Below are 18,819 nucleotides of genomic sequence, written 5' to 3' on the forward strand. Positions count from 1 at the left end.
TTATAACGTTAATCTGGGGAGACGCTTCATGAGACTTCTATCGATTTTGGCCGCAATGATGCTGGCCACTTCTGCCGTGGCCGATGGCCATCTGCCCGATCTTGAAGGCCGCGAGATTGTCGTCGTGACCGAAAACGCCTATCCGCCACTGCAGTTCATCGACGGTAACGGTGATGCGGTCGGTTGGGAATACGACGCGATGGCCGAGATTGCGGGGCGGCTGAACGCAACGGTGACCTATGAGAATATCTCGTGGGATGCGATGATCCCGGCTGTGTCGGAAGGACAATTTGATCTGGGGATGACGGGCATCACGATCCGCGAGGATCGGGCGGAGGTCGTTGATTTTTCTGACAAATACATGACGTCCGAGATGGTGATGCTGGTGCGCGGCGATGAAGAGCGGTTCACAGATGCGGCCGGTTTTGCTGCCGATGAGGACCTGCTGATGGCAGCACAACCCGGGACGACGCCGTTCTATGTGGGCGTCTATGATGTGCTCGACGGGGACGAGGCCAATCCGCGGATCAAGCTGATGGAGACATTCGGCGCCACCGTGCAGGCCTTGCGTGCTGGCGATGTCGATCTGGTCTTGACCGATGGCACAGCGGGCAATGGTTATGTCGAGGCGTCTGATGGCGGTCTGAAGATCATCGGCGAAAAGCTGGGGACGGAAGATTTCGGGTTCATCTTTCCGAAAGGGTCCGACCTTGTGGAGCCGATCAATGCCGCGATTGCGAATATGGAGGCCGATGGCACCATCGAGGCGCTGAATACGAAGTGGTTTCTTGAGTATAAATTGGGTGAATAGGCGCTGACGTGGAGGTCCCGGGTCGGGTCCGGGACGAAGCATTTTGATACCGACATCCCCTGACGACAGGGATTTTCCCTGGTGGCTGGTCGCCGTTGTGGCGATCGGCCTTTATGTGTTCTGGCAGGTGCTGACGGTCGAGGAATATTCGCGTGTTCTCAATACGTTGCAACGTGGGATCTGGGTGACGATCTATGTGACGCTCGTGTCATATACGATGGCCTGCGTGTTAGGATTGTTACTGGCCATGGCAGCCCTGTCCCGGTTCCTGATTCTGCGACAGGTGGCGCGGTTCTATGTCGAGGTCGTGCGGGGCATCCCGATCATAGTGCTGCTTCTCTACGTCGCCTTCGTGCTGGCTCCGGCAATGGTGGCGGCATGGAACTGGATTGCGGAAAGCATCGGGTTCGAACCAGTGCGCACGCGGGACTTTTCGTTGCTCTGGCGGGCAGTGATCGCGTTGACGATTGCCTATTCGTCCTTTCTGGCCGAGGTTTTCCGCGCAGGGCTGCAATCGGTCGATCAGGGTCAGATCGAGGCTGCGGAAGCGTTGGGTTTGAACCGCTGGCAACGCTTTCGTTTCATCGTCTTTCCACAGGCGTTGAGGATGATCTTGCCGCCCCTGGGCAACGACTTTGTGGCGATGGTCAAGGATTCGTCGCTGGTTTCGGTTCTAGGGGTCACCGATGTGACCCAGCTGGGCAAGGTCACGGCGGCGGGCAATTTTCGGTATTTCGAAACCTACAACGTTGTGGCTCTTGTTTATCTGACGATCACGATTTCGCTGTCCCTGGCCTTGCGCAAATTCGAGAAGCGGATGCGCAGCCGATAGGGCGGATTTCTGAGTATTTTTGGCAAGATGATAGGCGGATCGCTGGCAACTGGCCTGCGCTGACCTTACCTTATGACGAAAGGAGATCTGCCATGACAAACCCGCTGCTATCCGATTGGAACACCCCGTTTGAACTGCCGCCTTTCGATCAGATTTCCGACGATGATTTTGCTCCGGCTGTGGATGCCGCGTTAGAGACGGCGCGCGCGAATATCGCCACGATTGCTGAGAATGATGAATCCCCTTCATTTGAAAACACCATTGAAGCGCTTGAACTCGCTGATGACGATTTGAACCGGGTTCTGGGCGTTTTTTATGGTGTAGCGGGGGCTGACAGTAATGAGGTCCGCGAGGCATTGCAGCGTGAATTTGCGCCGAAGTTGAGTGCGTATTCTTCTGAAGTCGCTGAGAACAAAGCGCTTTTCGCGCGGGTTCAGGCTGTGTGGGATCAACGTGATGATGTGGATTTGACGGATGAGCAACAGCGCGTGTTGATGCTGACCCGTCGCGGGTTTGTGCGTGCGGGCGGGCAGTTGGAAGGCAAACCGGCAGAAGAATTGCGCGAGGTGAAGTCTCGGTTGTCGGTCTTGGGCACCGAGTTTACCCAGAATTTGCTGGCGGACGAGCGGGAATGGTTCTTGAAGTTAGAGGGCGATGATCTGATCGGTCTGCCCGGTTTCGTCATTGCGACAGCAAAGGCGGCTGGGGAAGAAAAGGGTGCAGGTGGCCCGGTTGTGACCCTGTCCCGGTCGTTGATTGTGCCTTTCCTGCAGTTCTCTGAGCGGCGGGATCTGCGGCAAAAGGCTTATGAGGCCTGGGTGTCGCGCGGCGCGAATGGGGGCAAGACCGACAATCGCGGGATCGCGGCAGAAACTTTGAAGCTGCGTGAGAAACGGGCGGCTTTGTTAGGCTACGACACGTTTTCTGATTACAAGCTGGAAACCGAGATGGCGAAAACGCCGGAGGCGGTGCGCGACCTGCTGATGCAGGTCTGGGAGCCTGCGAAAGCTGCGGCAGAAGAGGATGCCGCGGTGCTTAAACGAATGCTGCATGCAGACGGCTGGGATGGCCCGTTGGAGCCATGGGATTGGCGTTTCTATTCCGAGAAGCGCCGCAAGGAATTGCATGATCTGGATGAGGCGGAGTTGAAGCCGTATCTGCAACTTGATCGGATGATCGAGGCTGCTTTTGCCTGTGCGAACCGATTATTTGGACTGGAATTCAAGGCGTTCGAAGGCCCTGTCTATCATCCAGATGTTCGCCTGTGGGAGGTCACCCGAAATGGTAAGCATCTGGCGGTGTTTATGGGCGATTACTTTGCCCGTGGGTCGAAAAGGTCGGGTGCGTGGTGCATGGCGATGCGGTCTCAGAAACGGTTGGGCGGGGAAGAGCGCCCGTTGGTGGTGAATGTCTGCAATTTTGCGAAACCGGAGGCGGGGAAACCGGCGTTGTTGTCTTATGATGATGCACGGACCTTGTTTCATGAGTTTGGCCATGCGCTGCACCAGATGCTGTCCGATGTGACTTACGAAAGTATTAGCGGCACGTCCGTCGCCCGCGATTTCGTTGAGTTACCGAGCCAGCTTTATGAACATTGGCTGGAGGTTCCCGAAGTGCTGGCCGAGTTCGCGACTCACGCCGATACAGGTGAGGCGATGCCGGAGGCGTTGCTGGAGAAAGTGCTGGCCGCCACGACCTATGATATGGGGTTCCAGACGGTGGAGTATGTGGCCTCGGCTCTTGTGGATCTGGGCTTTCACGATGGGCCAGCCCCGGCTGATCCGATGCAGAAACAGGCTGAAATCCTTGAAGAAATCGGGATGCCGCACGCCATTCGCATGCGCCACGCGACGCCGCATTTCGCGCATGTTTTTGCGGGCGACGGCTATTCCAGCGGGTATTACAGTTACATGTGGTCCGAGGTCATGGATGCCGATGCTTTCGCCGCCTTCGAAGAGACCGGTGATCCGTTTGATCAAGGGGTTGCAAAGCGTTTGGAGGAGACTGTTTTGTCGTCTGGTGGCTCTGTTGATGCGGCGGAACTATACACCGCTTTCCGGGGCCGTTTGCCGGGGGTGGAGGCGCTGCTGAAAGGGCGGGGATTGGACAAGGCGGCGTAGGAAAACGTCGATCGGAATTGCATCGGAAAACCATCGGAATTCCATCGGACCTTCGCGCGCTCTCCGTTAGCTGGCTGTTAGGGTTTGGTGAGCAGTATCAATCCCGAATTTCACCTGCGGCGACGCCCCACAGGTATGACTTGCGCGCCCAGCCGCGGTAGCCGCCTGCGTTCAGGCGGCACCAATCGGGGTTGCAGTCGCCGAGCCGGGCGATCACGCCGGGTTCCAGCATCGCGTTCTCGAGGGCGCCGATTTCGGGGCGGCTGCGCAACGGTACGGTTTCGCCGTCGATGAGGACGGTGCGGGCACCGGAGAGCATCGTGTAGTGGACCCAACCGCCTTGGCCGTCGCGGTCGATCACCCGCCGCCAGTGGCCGTATTCGGCGATGACCTGCAGCGGCATGCCGCGTCGCTGGAATACCCAGTCGATTCGGTGCGAGAGGGATGGACCACGGCGGACATTGGCCTCGGACGCCTTGAGAGAGACGAAGCGCGGGAGCGGCAGGTTGGTTTCGGGGCCGAGCAATGGTGCCTCTGTCTGCTGCGCATGGCCCATACCCACGCAGACCAATACGGCGAACATCGCCGACCCCATTGCGCGAAACCAATTCACCCGAACTTGCATTATCTGCCCATTGCCGCCTGTATTATGGCGCACAGTTCTTGTGCTGCGCGTCCCTTTGGCGCAACCTGCCATGGCACGCGCGTTTTGAAAAGTCGGGGGAATGCGAACATGCCAGGTAAGCGATTGAGTGTTGTCGTGACGCGACGGTTGCCTGAGGTGGTCGAGACCCGGATGAAAGAGCTTTTCGACGTCGAATTGCGCGATGAGGACAAGCCGATGACGACATCGGAACTGGCGGAGGCCATGGCGCGCGCTGATGTGCTTGTGTCGACGATCACCGATGACATCGATGCAAAGCTGTTGGCGCGGGCCGGTGATCGGCTGAAGCTGATCGCGAATTATGGGGCGGGTGTTGATAATATCGATGTCACGACCGCCCGGCAGCGGGGCATTCATGTGTCGAACACGCCGGGTGTCGTGACCGAGGATACCGCTGATATGGTGATGGCGCTGATCCTTGGGGTGACGCGCAGACTGGCCGAAGGGTTGCGGTTGGCACAGTCGAACGACTGGGAGGGCTGGTCACCCACCGCGATGTTGGGCGGCCGGATTCGTGGCCGCAGGTTGGGTATTCTGGGGATGGGTCGGATCGGGCAAGCCGTCGCGCGGCGTGCGAGTGTGTTCGGGATGCAGGTGCATTACCACAATCGCCGTCGTCTGCATGCAGAGGCAGAAGAGGGATTAGAGGCGACCTATTGGGAGAGCCTCGATCAAATGGTGGCGCGTGTCGATGTGCTGTCGATCAACTGTCCGCATACACCTTCGACCTTTCATTTGATGAATGCGCGGCGGTTGAAGCTGATGAAGCCGGAAGCGGTGATCATCAACACGTCGCGTGGGGAAGTGATCGATGAGAATGCGCTGACGCGCATGCTCCGCGCGGGTGAGATCGCGGGGGCGGGGCTGGATGTGTTCGAGCGCGGACACGAGATTAACCCACGTTTGAAAGAACTGCCCAATGCAATTCTGCTGCCGCATATGGGCTCGGCCACGTTGGAGGGGCGGGTCGAGATGGGCGAGAAGGTGATCGTAAATATCCGCACCTTCGCTGATGGCCACCGACCGCCGGATCTGGTCGTGCCTTCGATGTTGTAGGCCAGAATTTTTCTGATACTTGCCTCAGTTGCGCCACTGTTTCTGTCACCATAACAATAAAGAAAAACGACGGGTGGCACTGAATGTCCCGAAACCCTTTGGAATATGGCTCTTTGCTGATTCTGGCGCTGCTTGGCGGCGGCCTCGTATTTGGTTTGTCGCAGGCTGACAAGGCAGATTTCGCCCGATATCAGGCGCGGATTTCGGCCTATGTCGCAGATGTGCAGGCAGGAGTGGCGCAGGTCGGCGAAGAAGTGCCGACGGTGGAGGTGGCCGCTGTGTCGGACGGGCAGCCGACCGCTTTGGCCGCTGCGCTGGCAATCGAGACGGTGCGCCCGCCGATTGTGACCTTTGCTGCTGATCCGGCGGCCGGTTGGTCGCGCGCCGATACCGAAGATGGCGACTACGAAAAGATGGCGCGTGTTGCACCGATCGATTGGGCCGTCGAAAATCCGGCCATTGCCGAACTGAATCGCGATATGGCCACCCATATAGGTGAGCAGGCCCGGGTGCGCAGCCGTGATCGGAATGTCGAACATGCCGCACTGACCTATCGCAACGGCGACCGAATGATCCTGATGTCGATCCGTTTTTTGCCCGCAGCGACGTTCGAAGGTGTTCCCGGCGCAGAGTTTGGCCTGTTGCAGGAAATGATGCGCGGCCTGTGCGAAACCGAATATGGTGCGACCGATAAGATGCAGGTGCAGGGGATGACTTTTGCCGTGTCCGCGATCGAAGGCACCACCGATGCCCAACGCTTTGTCGGGTTTATCGGGCCACAGGTCGATATCGAATTGTGGACGAACGCAGATAAGTCCGATGTGCGCGCAGTCCTAGAACAGACTGATATCGCCGGTTTGAGAGCATTGGTCGATCCCGCGATCTAGGCGTTATTCACCCGCCCAATGGCTGGGTAAAAGCCCGTGTGACAAGCCCGTATCGACGATGGACCGATAATGCCGCATCGAATGCGCGATTCCATGGGACCCTTGTGCCAGTGCGATCTTCTTGACCTTCGCCAAGTGGAAAAAGCTGGTGGGCAGTCGTGGGACGGGGTCATCACCGCGATTGATGAGCAGGCATTTCCGGTCGTGCATGACCCTGTTTCGTGAAAATTTGGGCCGGGGTCCGGCGAAGGCGATAGCCGGTACACGATAGCTTTTGGCGAGGATTTGCGTCGCGGCGGCGCCTAGAGAGTGCCCAATGATGAAGCGGGGACGTGCATTTTCCAGCGTGAGCCAGTGCATGATCACGGCGGAATAGGCAAGAAAGCCCTGATGCCAGCGCGTGCCGGATGCGCCCGTTTCGGCCCCATTGTCATCGATTTTGAGAGAGCGATGCCCAAGCCGGAGCGGACGGAGATTGAATCTCAGATAATCGCTTACGGAGTTGGAGCCGGGCAGCAGCAGGATATCGCCTTCCAGAAAATGTGCCTGCACGTCTCGGTCAGGGCAGGATTTCATGACCTTGGGGCTGATGATATTGGTACTTTTGTAGCTGGCTTCGGCCAGTTTGGCGGCGTCTTCGACGGAAAAACGTGTCATAATCATAACCTCCTACACCCTGATTAGACACCGGCCCGGCGGCTTTGTGCCAGTGCGGAAACCCTGACCTCGGAGGTGGGTCACGACCCGCCTTACGCCCGGCGGCGTCGCAATCGGGCTTCAAGGTGTCGGCTGGTTCTGTCGCCTATCGGCCGTTTCGCTCATGCTGCCGGAAAGGTGACAGGGAGTCGTGCGGATGAAGACGCAGGTCAAAGCATTGGTTGTCGGTGGTGGTGCTGTGGGCACGTCGATTGCGTATCACCTCGCCAAGGCGGGGTGGGATGACGTCATGCTGTTGGAGCGGGATGAACTGACGTCCGGCTCGACCTGGCATGCGGCGGGTTTGCTGCCATTGTTCAACATGTCCTATGCGACGACCCATATCCACAAATACTCGGTCGATTTCTACAAGGCCCTGGAGGAAGAAACCGGGCTGAACGCTGGATTTTACGTGGTTGGTAACTTGCGGATGGCACAGACGCACGAACGGATGGATGAATACATGCTTTATGCATCCACTGCCGAGACGTGTGATGTGCCCTATGAATGGTTGAGTCCTGCGCAGATCAAGGAGCGCTATCCGCTGGTGCGGACCGAGGATCTGAAGGGCGCGATTTATCATCCGACGGATGGTTACATTAACCCCGCTGATGTGACGATGGCGATGGCCAAAGGGGCCCGTCAGCATGGTGTGATGATCGAGCGGAAGTGGCAGGTGGATGGCTATGCCTGGACTGGCGATCATTGGGACGTGACCTGCACGAAGATGGTCGAGAGGGGGGGCAATCTGGTTGCCTCGGACGAGCAGATCGTCATTCAGGCTGAACATGTCGTGACGGCGACGGGGAACCATGCCCAGCGGACGGCGCAGCTGTTGGGGATCAAGATCCCGGCGATCCCGGTCGAGCATCAGTATATCGTGACCGAGCCTGATCCGGCGCTGGTGGAATGGCGCAAGGGCAATCCCGAACATCCTGTCCTGCGCGATGCGGACGCGAAGTGGTATGTGCGCGAGGAACGGGGTGGGTGGATTCTGGGACCCTATGAGCGGAATGCGCCGGCCCGGTTCGAATATGCCGTGCCGGACAGTTTCCGGGCCGATCTGTTTCCGCTCGATCTGGAGCGGATCGAGGCGGAATACATGTCGATGATCCACCGCATTCCGTCGTCGGAGGAGGTGGGGCTGAAGGACGATTTTAACGGGCCGATTTGCTATACGCCCGATGGCAATCCGCTGGTTGGGCCTGCACCTGGGCTGCGGAATATGTGGCTGGCTGAGGGCTTTTCGTTTGGTATCACTGCGGCTGGTGGCACAGGTCATTACCTCGCGCAGATGATGGTAGAAGGCGAGGCCGAGATCGACATGGCCTCACTTGATCCGAAGCGGTACGGGTCGTGGATGACGACCGAATATGCCGCGCGGAAGAACGAGGAATGCTATTCCCACGTCTACGTTCTGCACCATCCGGACGAGGAGCGGGAGGCGTGCAGGCCTTTGCGGACGGCGCCTGCTTATGATCGCCAAAAGGCACGGGGTGCGCAGTTTGGGCAGGTGAATGGGTGGGAGCGGCCGAATTATTTTGGGCCGCTGGATGCGCCAGAGAGCTTTGACCATGATGCGCGGTCGTTTCGCCGGGGCGGCTGGTGGCAATATGCGGTGGATGAAGCGAAGGCGATCCGTGAAGGTGTGGGGCTGATCGACGCGACAGCCTTTGCCAAGCACCGGATCAGCGGCCCGGGGGCGACGGCGTTCCTCGATTGGTTTACCTGCAACAAGTTGCCGAAGGTGGGGCGGATCAACCTGACTTATGCGCTGACCGCCGCGGGGACGACCCGGACGGAATATACGATCGTGCGGGTTGCGGAGGATGACTATTACCTTGTGTCCGCGGGTGGTTGGCATGCCTATGATGAGGATTTTCTGTATCAGGCGGTGATGGACAAAGAGGCCGCGTTTGGTCGGATCAACGAAGAGGATGTCACGACCAAATGGGGTGTCTTTGCCATCGCCGGGCCGAAGGCGCGGGATGTGTTGAAGTCGGTGATCAAGGATGCGGATCCAGAGTCGGCGTTGTCGAATAGGCGGTTCCCGTGGTTGTCGGTCCGCGACATTGAATTGGGGATGTGCCCGGTGCGGGCTATTCGGGTCGCTTACACGGGCGAGTTGGGGTGGGAATTGCACCACCCGATTGAGATGCAGAACTATCTTTTTGATTTGCTTGAAAAGGCGGGCGAGCCCTATGGGTTGAAACTGGTCGGCGCGCGGGCGCAGAACTGGTTACGGCAGGAGAAATCTTATCGGGCGTTTGGGACGGAACTGGGGCGTGATGCCACGCCGCTTGAGGCCGATTTGCCGCGGTTTGTGGACTTGTCAAAGGACTTTCATGGGAATGCCGCGATGGAGGCAAAGGGCATCCGCAGTACATGTGTGACCCTTTTGGTAGATGGCCCGGATGACGCTGATCCGTGGGGGCGTGAGGCTTTGTATGACCTTGGCGGCAAACGGGTGGGGCGCCTGACCTCGGGCGGGTATTCGGTGGTGTTCGGGAAGTCGATCGGGATGGGATATGTGTCGCCCGATATGGCCGCTGTTGGGACAAAGCTGCAAGTGAAGATGTTCGATCAGTTGTGGCCTGCCGAGATTGTCGAAGATAGCCCGTATGATCCGCAGAACGGCAACATTCGTGTCGATGGTTGACAGCTGACCTGTCGTAAGGTGGGTTTAAACCCATCTTACGTGGAGGGCCGCATGGGTGAGAAAATAGAAGTCGAGAACGTCAACGTGCCTGGTCAGATCAGTCGTGTCGACAAAGCGAAGTATGAGGCGATGAAGGCGGCGATGCTGGCCACTTTGCCAAAGGCGGCGCCCGGTATGACAGCCAAGGAATCCAAAGAGGCCGCGAAACCGCATTTGCCGGATGATCTGTTCCCCGGGGGCGCGACATCGGGTTGGTGGCAGAAGACCGTCCAGCTCGATCTGGAAGCGAAAGGCGTGGTCGTTCGCGAAGACACCAAGCCGTTGCGGTTTCATCAGGTTTGAAGATCGGTTGGCATCCAGTCGGATAGGCGCCGGATCTGTTGGCCGTGGTCGTCGAAGTTAGAGGGATCGAGCCATTGCTCAAAAGCGTGTTTGATCCGTGGCCAGTCGCGATCGAGGATCGAAAACCACGCGGTGTCGCGGTTGCGCCCTTTATAGACAAGCGCCTGCCGGAAAAGCCCGTCGTAGTGAAAGCCGAGTCGTTTGGCCGCGGCTTGTGAAGCAGCATTCAGTGCGTCGCATTTCCATTCATAGCGCCGGTAGCCCAGGTCAAAGACGTGGCGCATCATCAGATACATGGCTTCGGTCGCAGCGGCCGTTTTTTGTAGCGCCGGGGCGAATGCGATATAGCCGACCTCTACCACGCCGTCCTTGGGTTTGATGCGCAGGAAACTGGCGACCCCAACAGCCTTGGACGTTTGTTTGTCGATAATGGCGAAGAACAGCGGGTCGCGGCTGGCGCAACAGGTTTGCAGCCATTCGGTGAGTTTCTCGATATCATCGAAAGGTCCGGTGGGCATGTATGTCCAAAGCGTGCCAGTCGTGTCGGCGCTGTAGGCGGTGAAGAGGTCAGGGCCGTGCGTCATGTCTAGCGGGGCGACGTCGCAGAAATGCCCATGCATCGCGGAATACGGGATGTCACGTGCCCCGTCCCAGCCGGGCACGTCAGCACCTATCGGTTGTCCTTGGGCGTTGGTCGGCATGCCTAGCGGCCCCCGTTTCTGAACCGCGCGGGCGATAGTGCGTCGATATGTACCTTGTCAATCGCGGAGGAACGACCGGCGACGATATCGGCGAGCAGCTGGCTCGCCCCCGGTGATGATTGCATCCCGTAGCCCCCTTGACCGGCGCACCAGATGAAGCTGGGTGTATCAGGATCGGGTCCGAGCACGAGGTTCCGATCCGGTGCAAAGGTGCGCAATCCGGCCCAGGATGAGAGTAGACGTTCGACCGGGGCGGTCACGTGTTTGCTGTATCGGTCTAGTCCTTCTGCCAGCGTCAGGTTGTTTGCATATGCGTCATGCGGATCGGTCGGGTCTTCGTCGGCTGGAGAGACGAGCAGTGCGCCTGCATCGGGTTTGGCGTACCAGGTTTCGCCCGGACCAAAGAGCATGGGCCACGCGCTGACATCAAGTTGGTTGGGTGCTGGTATGCGCGCCATGGAGCGGCGCATCGGCGTAAATCCCAGGGGGGTAATGCCCGCCATTTTTGCGATGTGATCGACCCATGCGCCTGCTGCATTGATGATGTTATGTGCGGAATAGGCGTCGAGGCCGCAAAGGATGTTCCAGTCGTTGCCGCTGCGCGTGATCCCGGTCACTTTTGCGCCGGTTACAATTTGTCCGCCGTTTTGCCGGGTTGTCCGGACAAAAGACTGGATCAGGCGATCCGTGTCGATATCCCAAGCATCAGTATGATATGCCGCCCGATCCACTATTTTGGTGTCGAGAACGGGGATCAGTTTCCGGGCCTCTGCCAGGGTGATCGGATCGAGGGTCATGTGTTTCTGGTCGTGCGCGAATGCTGTGGCGTTTTCTTTCGTCCCGATCAGAAGCAAGCCGCGTGGGCTAAGTACGTCGGCATGCACGTGATACGCGCGGCTGGCTTTGTTCAGGGCGATAGTCGCGGGTTTGCCGTAGCTTTCCTCGAACAATGCCGCTGACCGGCCCGATGCGTGATAGGCGAGGTGGTCTTCCGCCTCGAGAAGGATGACTTTTCCCAGCTCGGACAACCGCGCGGCGGCGGATGTGCCGGCGATACCGCCGCCGATCACGAGGAAATCGATCATGCCTCCTCCAGTCGATCTGTCGCTGGCGCTGGCGCTGGGCTGAGCGCCGTGATGTCGGCGTACAAGCGGTCGCTTATTTTGAATTCCATGGCGTCCAGCGAGGGTTGGAGTTGTGTGACTGACCTTGCCGAGATGATTGGAGCGGGCTGGCATGGACGTGCAGCCGCCCACGCGACGGCGAGGGTTGTTGGGCTGATGTTCAATCGCTTGGCCGTGTCGAAGAGGGCCTTTGCCGTGTCATGCATCCACGGTTGTCCGTAGCGGGCGGCGTAGCGTGTATCCTCAGTCAGCCGTCCGCCATCGCCGTTTGCGTATTTGCCGGTCAGCAAACCGCCACCAAGGGGTGAATACGGGAATGCCGCGATGTTCTGATCCTGCGCCATGGGCAGGATTTCGACCTCGGCCTGCCGTTTGACGAGAGAGTACATCGGTTGGATCGCGTCGATCGTGGTGCCTTGCGAATAGGCGGCCTGCTGCGCCTTCATCACTTGCCATGCGGCATAGTTCGAGACGCCGATGTAGCGGATTAGTCCCTTGCCCTGTAATTCTGCCAGAGTGCCGAAGGTTTCTTTCAGCTCGGTCTGATCATCGAAGCGGTGCATGTAAAGCAGATCAACGCTGTCTTCCTGCAGTTGCTGGCGTGAGCGGTCGAATTGCTTCAGAATGTTGTCTCGGGTGGCCCCGCCTATATAGCCGACCTTGGTCGCCACAAAGTAGCTGTCGCGATCGTCTTTGATCATGGGGCTGAGCAGCTTTTCTGAAGCTCCATCATTGTAGCCTACTGCGGTATCGAAATGGTTGATCCCGGCTGCGCATGCGGCTTCGAACATGGCCTGGCTCGCCGTTGCGTCGGCTTTGCCTCCGAATTGCATGGTGCCGAATGTGAGCCGAGATACGGGCCTGCCGTCGCGTGTGGTCAGCTGTGTCATGGTGGCAAGTTTGCATTTGTGTGTCACAATGAAAAGCGGCGGCTGAGGGAGATCGTTGTGGGCCGAGAGGATGTCGCGGTGTGTCATTGGCAAGGTGCTGTTGCAGAGGCGCGCCTTCATCTGGATAGCGCTGCCTTGACCCTGCGTGGCGATATCCGGGCCACCATCGCCCGGTCTGATATGCGTGATGTTGCGTTGACGGATGATGGTGTTTTGGTCGCGACCCCGAATGGTGATTTGCTGATGGAGTTCTCGCCTGACGCTTCAGCCCGATGGCGGAAGGCGTTGTTGAAAACACCGCCGACGTTGGCCGAGAAACTGGGTGTTTCCGAGGATAGTCCGGCATATGTGCAGGGCGTCTTGGATGACGCTGCATTGAAGGCCGCGTTGATCAACAACCTCGTTTCGACGCCGGAAGATGCAGGGATATTGGTGGCCATCATTCTTGAGGATCGGGATCTGGACAATGCTGCTGCACTTGCCCAGTCGTACCCGGCAAAGCATATCTGGTTGGTGTATCGCAAAGGCAAAGCCGCGGTCATTGGCGATACGGTGATCAGAAGCCACATGCGCGGTCTTGGCTTTATCGACAGCAAGACCAGTGCTGTTTCGGATCAACTGACGGCGACGCGATATCGTTTGCGGGCCAAGTAGATCTCGACCCCGATGAGATAGGGGACATAAAATGCGAAGTTCTGGACCAGATCGAACGGGCCGCTGAAATCTGGATTGGACCATGCACCGCCGGTTGCGGCATACCACAGGCCATAGTGGACCCGGTAAAGCCACGAACCGAGCACAAGCCAGAACAGGCGCAGTGCCCAGGCATGATGAGCATTAATCTGTCCCCTGCGTGCGTGGCGGATGGTTTGCAGCGCCGCGGTGAGCATTAGTATGCCATAAAGCGTGAAGCCAACATCCATCGGTAGGCCGCCGATCGTGCCTCGCAGGCCGATGTAGATGAGCCCGCCGAGAGCTGTGATGGCTGCGCCGATGGTGATGATCCGCCCCGACCAACGGTGAAAAACCGGGACGCGGGTGCGGATGACACCGATCAGCTGGAGCGGGATCATAGTGGTGATCAGTCCGCCGAGGATCATATGCGTGAAGATGGCGCCGTTTGCGGTTGTGTCGCTTGATCGAATGTAGTGCGGCTTGGGCAGGGCATCCCGCAATCCGCCTTGTCCGAAATTGATCGCATAGATCGCGAACGGGACCACCAAAAGGATCAGCGCTGCAAGTCCGATAAACTGAAGCCGGTTTCGTACCATGTCCGCCAAGATAAGGCTGGTGATCACCGTGGCAATCGCAAGGTGGGTTTGAACCCACCTTACGATTCAGCGCCGGTCGAGGCTTTCGGTCCAGATCACTTCTTGCCGGCGGATTTGGGCCAGTTCCGGGCGCAGGATCACATTTTGCCAGTCGTTCACAGGCGTCGTTTTCGACCTGCGATCGTGCATGGATGGATCGGTTTGAGGCCGACGCAATATGCCGGCGCGTGTTGTCATCTGTGCCATGGGCACTCCTTTCGAAATAAATTTATGCCGCGAAATATGATGCGGTGAAAACAGCATAGCACAGTTTGGCCTTCATGTCCGGGTCTGGTTTTCCGGATGTCAGGTTGACTTTGATCCTGCCTCATGATGCCGTGCCCGAAAACGTTATAGGAGGCTGAAAATGGTCTATGTTCCTGCCGATGATCGTTATGACCGCATGGTCTATCGTCGTTGTGGCCGTTCTGGGGTGCAGTTGCCCGCGGTGTCGCTTGGCCTGTGGCACAATTTCGGCCATGACACCCCGCATCAGACCAAGGTCGATATCTGCCGGGCTGCTTTTGATCATGGCATCACGCATTTCGATCTGGCCAACAATTATGGTCCGCCCCCGGGCTCGGCCGAGCATGCGTTCGGGTCAATCCTGAAAGAGGACTTTGCCGGGTGTCGTGATGAGCTGATCATCAGCTCGAAAGCGGGCTATCTGATGTGGCCAGGCCCGTATGGCGAATTCGGTAGCCGCAAGTACCTTGTCGCGTCTTGTGATCAATCCCTGAAGCGGATGGGCCTTGATTATGTCGATATCTTCTATTCGCATAGATTCGATCCCAACACCCCGCTGGAAGAGACGATGGGCGCATTGGATTACATCGTTCGGTCCGGTCGTGCGCTTTATGCCGGAATTTCATCCTATAATTCGGAGCGGACACGTGAGGCCGTCGCGATCCTGAATGATCTGGGCACGCCGTGTCTGATCCATCAGCCGTCGTACAACATGTTGAACCGGTGGATTGAACGCGACGGGTTGAAGGACACACTGGGCGAATTGGGCATCGGGTCGATCGCGTTTACGCCGTTGGCGCAGGGGATGCTGACGAGGAAGTATCTGGGCGGTATACCCGAGGACAGCCGGGCGGCGCAGGACAAGTCGTTGTTTCCGTCGATGCTGTCTGATCGTGCGATCGACAACATCCGTAAGCTGAACGAGATTGCCGAGCGTCGTGGGCAAACGCTGGCACAGATGGCGATTGCGTGGGTCTTGCGTGATGAGGGGATCACTACGGCATTGATCGGTGCCTCAAAGCCAAGTCAGGTGATCGATTGTGCGGGTGTGGTCGATAACCTTGATTTTACGGCGGAAGAGCTGGCCGAAATCGATGAATACGCCGATGAAGAGGCGATCAACCTTTGGGCCGCCTCGTCCGAGACCAGAGAGGGCGCGGCGGATCGCGGGAAATGATCCGCAATCCCATCCTGCCGGGTTTCAACCCCGATCCGTCGATCTGTCGGGTGGGGAAAGATTATTATATCGCCACATCTACGTTCGAGTGGTATCCGGGCGTGCAAATCCATCATTCCCGTGATCTGGTGAACTGGATGCTGGTGGCGCGTCCTTTGAACCGGGCCTCGCTTCTGGATATGCGCGGCAATCCAGATAGCTGCGGAATTTGGGCGCCGTGTTTATCATATGCCGATGGGCGGTTCTGGTTGGTCTATACGGATGTGAAAAGGCTGGATGGCGCGTTCAAGGATGCGCCGAATTACATCACGACATGTGAGACCATCGATGGTGAATGGTCCGATCCATGGTTCGTGAATGCGTCGGGTTTCGATCCGTCCCTGTTTCACGACGCGGATGGTCGCAAGTGGTTCATGAATGTGCAGTGGAACCATCGGGGGCCGGGGACGGGTGGTAATCCTGCGCATGCCTCGTTCGATGGGATTTTACTGCAGGAATGGTTGCCCGATCGCGGCCTGTTCGGACCCGTTCGCAATATTTATGTCGGGACGGATCGCGGCCTGACCGAGGCGCCGCACATGTTCAAGCGCAACGGGTACTATTATCTGACCACCGCCGAGGGTGGCACCGGTTACCAGCATGCGGTGACCCTGGCCCGGTCCCGCGACATTTGGGGCCCTTATGAAGATCACCCGGACAAGCATGTGATTTGTACAGATGCTGATAACGGACCGATCCAGCGCACAGGTCATGGCCAGTATGTCGAGACCCATTGGGGCCAATGCTATCACACCTTCCTGATGGGGCGCCCGCTGCCGGGCCCCTTTTGCCCCTTGGGTCGCGAAACCGGGTTGGAGGAAGTGGTTTGGCGCGATGACTGGTTGTATTTGAAATCCGGCGGGACGGTGCCGCGGGTGGATGTGCCGGGGCCGACCGAGGCGGAACCGGCACCGACCCGGGCCGCGCGATATACATTCAATGATGTGCTGCCGGATGCCTTTCAGTGGTTGCGGACGCCGGAGCCGGACCGGATTTTTCGAGTCGAAGCGGATGCGCTGGTGTTGATCGGGCGAGACAGCCTTGGGTCATGGTTCGAACAGTCCCTTGTCGCGCGGCGGCAGGAACATCTGGCTTATGAAGCCGAGACCACCGTCACCTTCGATCCGAAGACGTATCAGCAGGCTGCGGGGCTGACGACGTATTACAATCGGCACAAGTTTCATGCGGTGTTGGTCACGTACGAGCCGGGACATGGTCGGGTTTTGACCATCATGTCCTGTCTGGGGGATCGGCCTGACGGCGCTTTGGCTTTTCCGGCGAAGCCCATCATGCTTGAAGATGGTCTGGTGTCGTTGCGCGTTCGTGTCGACGGCAAGGAACAGCAATTCTGGTACAAACAGGATCACGACTGGCAGATGATAGGGCCGGCGCTGGATGCCTCGGTCATTTCAGATGAGGGTGGGCGCGGCGAGCATGCATCTTTCACGGGCACGTTCGTCGGGATGGTCTGTTTCGATGTAACCGGTCATGCAGCCGAAGCGCGATTTTCGCATTTTGACTATGCCCCGGGGCGGTGGGTTGAAACCCACCTTACGAAAGGACGTCCTGCGTGATCAGTGAGCTATGCATCTATGATCTGGAAGACAGGCGGGTCGAAGTCTTATTGGTCCATGAGGGCATTATCGAAGCGCCCAACTGGCACCCGGAAGGGTATCTGATCGTCAACGGTGATGGACGACTTTATCGTGTTCCTTTGCAGGCACCGGTTTTGGAGCCGATCGACGCCGGCTTTGCGGTCGCTTGCAACAATGATCATGGGATTTCGCCGGACGGGAAGACGCTTGTTATCAGCGACAAGAGCCGCACCGAGGGGAGTTGCATCTATACCTTGCCCATTACGGGTGGATCGCCGCTGCGGGTGACGGAGGACGTTCCATCGTATTGGCACGGCTGGTCGCCTGATGGGGCCATGCTGGCCTATGTCGGCAAACGGGATGGGCGGTTCGTGCTGTTGACCTGCCCGGCGCATGGGGGCGCGGAAACCTGCATTGCCGATACGTTCGATCATGTGGATGGCCCCGACTACACGCCAGACGGTGAGCGGATCTGGTTCAATGGCGAGCGAGACGGTCGGGTGGACCTGTGGCGCGTCCGCCCTGATGGGCAGGATATGGAGCGAATGACGGATGATCGGGCTGTGAACTGGTTTCCGCATCCATCGCCTGACGGCAGGCATATTCTGTATCTGGCCTATCCTCCAGGAACGCAGGGTCATCCATTCGGTTTGGATGTCACGCTACGTCTGATGTCGTCAGATGGCGGTCCGGCGGAAGAATTGGTTGCACTGTTCGGCGGGCAAGGCACGATTAACGTGCCTTGCTGGGCACCGGATGGCCGCCGTTTCGCGTTCATGCGGTTTAGTTTGTCGGATTGAGCCGTGGGCCGATCGTATTGACCCAGATCTCTAGTTGCCCGTCCGGCGCCGCGCGCCGTAAGCGTGTGAAATCCCGCACGGCGACCGGGGCTGTCGGGTTCAGGGCGTGCAGGCTTTGCGCTAGCGCCATGGCGGCGGCCTGATCTCCGGGATGAAAATAGCGGACCTCGTTCCGGTCCGGTCCTGCCTTCACCTGCTCGCCCCCCTTGTCACCACCTTCGATGTGCCAGTTAAGGTCCGTGAGGTTGGCCGCAAGGTCGACCACCCGCTGACGTGGCACGTTGGGCGTGAATTGCAAGTAGATGTTGGTGTTTGCGGTCAGATGGGGATTCGCGGGCTGTGCAGTGACATCCGCCTGCGCCAACCAGAGCCTTTCGGGTCCGCGAATTGCTGGCAAAGTCAGCCTGGCCTCCTGCTGTTCACCGACGACCGCAATCGTCGGGGCGAGCCGCACCTCGCACATTTGCGGATGTTCGATCGGCATCCGGATATAGCAGGGCAAGCTGGGCAGTCGGCCCGTGGCTTGTAGTGCCGAGTCGAAGAGCCCAACGGTCCATCCGCCGAACGCGACGATGACGATCCAGCAGATCGTCGACCGCATGCGCCCGTCGTTGAGGATGAAAGTGAAGACCGTTACGCAGGTGGCGAAGATGAGGATGTAGATGGCCACAAGTTGCAGATCGGCCATATCGAAGCCGAACCCTAGCACGATGGCGGCTGCGGCGAACAGGCCGACTCCGGCAAGGATCATGGTGGCGATTTTCGGGGATACTTTGAACAGTTGAGCAATAACTTTAATAGGTGACATTGACTTGGTCCCTGATGAAATGACTAGTACAAATCGCAATTAAATGCGGGCATTATAGCGGG

At 58.3% G+C, this 18,819-nt stretch carries 19 protein-coding genes; 11 read left to right on the top strand and 8 right to left on the bottom strand.

What is annotated here, in order from left to right; translation table 11 throughout:
- Nucleotides 1-28 precede the first annotated feature (28 nt).
- The 3 genes from V8J85_RS13735 to V8J85_RS13745 all read left to right on the top strand — a co-directional run bounded on the left by V8J85_RS13735 (nt 29) and on the right by V8J85_RS13745 (nt 3,763).
- On the top strand, nt 29-811 hold the full coding sequence (locus tag V8J85_RS13735; RefSeq protein ID WP_339954321.1) for a transporter substrate-binding domain-containing protein: 783 nt from the start codon (nt 29-31) through the stop codon (nt 809-811).
- Nucleotides 812-854: 43 nt separating this feature from the next.
- Nucleotides 855-1,643 (top strand): amino acid ABC transporter permease, encoded by a 789-nt coding sequence (locus V8J85_RS13740; protein ID WP_339954322.1) that lies wholly within the window; start codon nt 855-857, stop codon nt 1,641-1,643.
- A 92-nt stretch (nt 1,644-1,735) separates the two neighbouring features.
- Nucleotides 1,736-3,763 (top strand): M3 family metallopeptidase, encoded by a 2,028-nt coding sequence (locus V8J85_RS13745; RefSeq protein ID WP_339954323.1) that lies wholly within the window; start codon nt 1,736-1,738, stop codon nt 3,761-3,763.
- A gap of 97 nt (nt 3,764-3,860) precedes the next feature.
- Here V8J85_RS13745 and V8J85_RS13750 read toward each other — a convergent pair whose 3' ends face one another.
- The gene (locus V8J85_RS13750; RefSeq protein WP_339954455.1) at nt 3,861-4,319 is read right to left on the bottom strand and encodes an SH3 domain-containing protein; all 459 of its coding nucleotides are present in this window, start codon (nt 4,317-4,319) and stop codon (nt 3,861-3,863) included.
- A 177-nt stretch (nt 4,320-4,496) separates the two neighbouring features.
- On the opposite strand from V8J85_RS13750, the gene V8J85_RS13755 reads away from it, so the two are divergent.
- Entirely contained in the window at nt 4,497-5,483 is a 987-nt protein-coding gene (locus V8J85_RS13755; RefSeq protein WP_339954324.1) for a 2-hydroxyacid dehydrogenase, read from the top strand.
- A gap of 83 nt (nt 5,484-5,566) precedes the next feature.
- Nucleotides 5,567-6,370 carry a hypothetical protein gene (locus V8J85_RS13760; protein ID WP_339954325.1) on the top strand — a complete coding sequence of 268 codons (804 nt, stop codon included), beginning with the start codon at nt 5,567-5,569 and terminating at the stop codon, nt 6,368-6,370.
- Between the two features lie 3 nt (nt 6,371-6,373).
- Here V8J85_RS13760 and V8J85_RS13765 read toward each other — a convergent pair whose 3' ends face one another.
- Nucleotides 6,374-7,027: a hypothetical protein gene (locus V8J85_RS13765; protein WP_339954326.1), complete on the bottom strand. Its 654-nt coding sequence runs from the start codon at nt 7,025-7,027 to the stop codon at nt 6,374-6,376.
- Nucleotides 7,028-7,223: 196 nt separating this feature from the next.
- On the opposite strand from V8J85_RS13765, the gene V8J85_RS13770 reads away from it, so the two are divergent.
- On the top strand, nt 7,224-9,725 hold the full coding sequence (locus V8J85_RS13770) for a GcvT family protein (protein WP_339954327.1): 2,502 nt from the start codon (nt 7,224-7,226) through the stop codon (nt 9,723-9,725).
- Nucleotides 9,726-9,776: 51 nt separating this feature from the next.
- Nucleotides 9,777-10,067 carry a DUF6958 family protein gene (locus tag V8J85_RS13775; protein WP_339954328.1) on the top strand — a complete coding sequence of 97 codons (291 nt, stop codon included), beginning with the start codon at nt 9,777-9,779 and terminating at the stop codon, nt 10,065-10,067.
- Here V8J85_RS13775 and V8J85_RS13780 read toward each other — a convergent pair.
- Genes V8J85_RS13780 through V8J85_RS13790 form a run of 3 tightly spaced genes read right to left on the bottom strand, consistent with a single transcriptional unit; the run spans nt 10,058 to nt 12,782 of the window.
- The gene (locus tag V8J85_RS13780) at nt 10,058-10,768 is read right to left on the bottom strand and encodes a GNAT family N-acetyltransferase (protein WP_339954329.1); all 711 of its coding nucleotides are present in this window, start codon (nt 10,766-10,768) and stop codon (nt 10,058-10,060) included. The genes V8J85_RS13775 and V8J85_RS13780 overlap by 10 nt on opposite strands.
- A 2-nt stretch (nt 10,769-10,770) precedes the next feature.
- Entirely contained in the window at nt 10,771-11,853 is a 1,083-nt protein-coding gene (locus tag V8J85_RS13785) for an NAD(P)/FAD-dependent oxidoreductase (RefSeq protein WP_339954330.1), read from the bottom strand.
- On the bottom strand, nt 11,850-12,782 hold the full coding sequence (locus V8J85_RS13790; protein ID WP_339954331.1) for an aldo/keto reductase: 933 nt from the start codon (nt 12,780-12,782) through the stop codon (nt 11,850-11,852). Before V8J85_RS13790 ends, V8J85_RS13785 begins: the two co-directional genes overlap by 4 nt.
- Before the next feature lie 78 nt (nt 12,783-12,860).
- Here V8J85_RS13790 and V8J85_RS13795 point away from each other — a divergent pair, with 78 nt between their 5' ends.
- On the top strand, nt 12,861-13,436 hold the full coding sequence (locus V8J85_RS13795) for a hypothetical protein (protein ID WP_339954332.1): 576 nt from the start codon (nt 12,861-12,863) through the stop codon (nt 13,434-13,436).
- Here the strand turns inward: V8J85_RS13795 and V8J85_RS13800 are convergent.
- Entirely contained in the window at nt 13,397-14,053 is a 657-nt protein-coding gene (locus V8J85_RS13800; protein WP_339954333.1) for a DUF2306 domain-containing protein, read from the bottom strand. The genes V8J85_RS13795 and V8J85_RS13800 overlap by 40 nt on opposite strands.
- Before the next feature lie 66 nt (nt 14,054-14,119).
- On the bottom strand, nt 14,120-14,299 hold the full coding sequence (locus V8J85_RS13805) for a hypothetical protein (RefSeq protein WP_339954334.1): 180 nt from the start codon (nt 14,297-14,299) through the stop codon (nt 14,120-14,122).
- 160 nt (nt 14,300-14,459) lie between these two features.
- Between V8J85_RS13805 and mgrA the strand changes: the two genes are divergently transcribed.
- The 3 genes from mgrA to V8J85_RS13820 are packed head-to-tail and all read left to right on the top strand — an operon-like array spanning nt 14,460 to nt 17,949.
- Entirely contained in the window at nt 14,460-15,515 is a 1,056-nt protein-coding gene (gene mgrA / locus V8J85_RS13810; protein WP_339954335.1) for an L-glyceraldehyde 3-phosphate reductase, read from the top strand.
- Entirely contained in the window at nt 15,512-17,128 is a 1,617-nt protein-coding gene (locus tag V8J85_RS13815; RefSeq protein ID WP_339954336.1) for a glycoside hydrolase family 43 protein, read from the top strand. Before mgrA ends, V8J85_RS13815 begins: the two co-directional genes overlap by 4 nt.
- The gene (locus tag V8J85_RS13820; protein ID WP_339954337.1) at nt 17,125-17,949 is read left to right on the top strand and encodes a TolB family protein; all 825 of its coding nucleotides are present in this window, start codon (nt 17,125-17,127) and stop codon (nt 17,947-17,949) included. The genes V8J85_RS13815 and V8J85_RS13820 overlap by 4 nt, the downstream gene beginning before the upstream one ends.
- Here the strand turns inward: V8J85_RS13820 and V8J85_RS13825 are convergent.
- The gene (locus V8J85_RS13825; protein ID WP_339954338.1) at nt 17,933-18,757 is read right to left on the bottom strand and encodes a hypothetical protein; all 825 of its coding nucleotides are present in this window, start codon (nt 18,755-18,757) and stop codon (nt 17,933-17,935) included. The two genes, V8J85_RS13820 and V8J85_RS13825, sit on opposite strands and share 17 nt — an antisense overlap.
- Nucleotides 18,758-18,819 lie beyond the last annotated feature (62 nt).

Origin of the sequence: Yoonia sp. 2307UL14-13, from assembly GCF_037572755.1 — a bacterium.
Lineage (GTDB): Bacteria > Pseudomonadota > Alphaproteobacteria > Rhodobacterales > Rhodobacteraceae > Yoonia.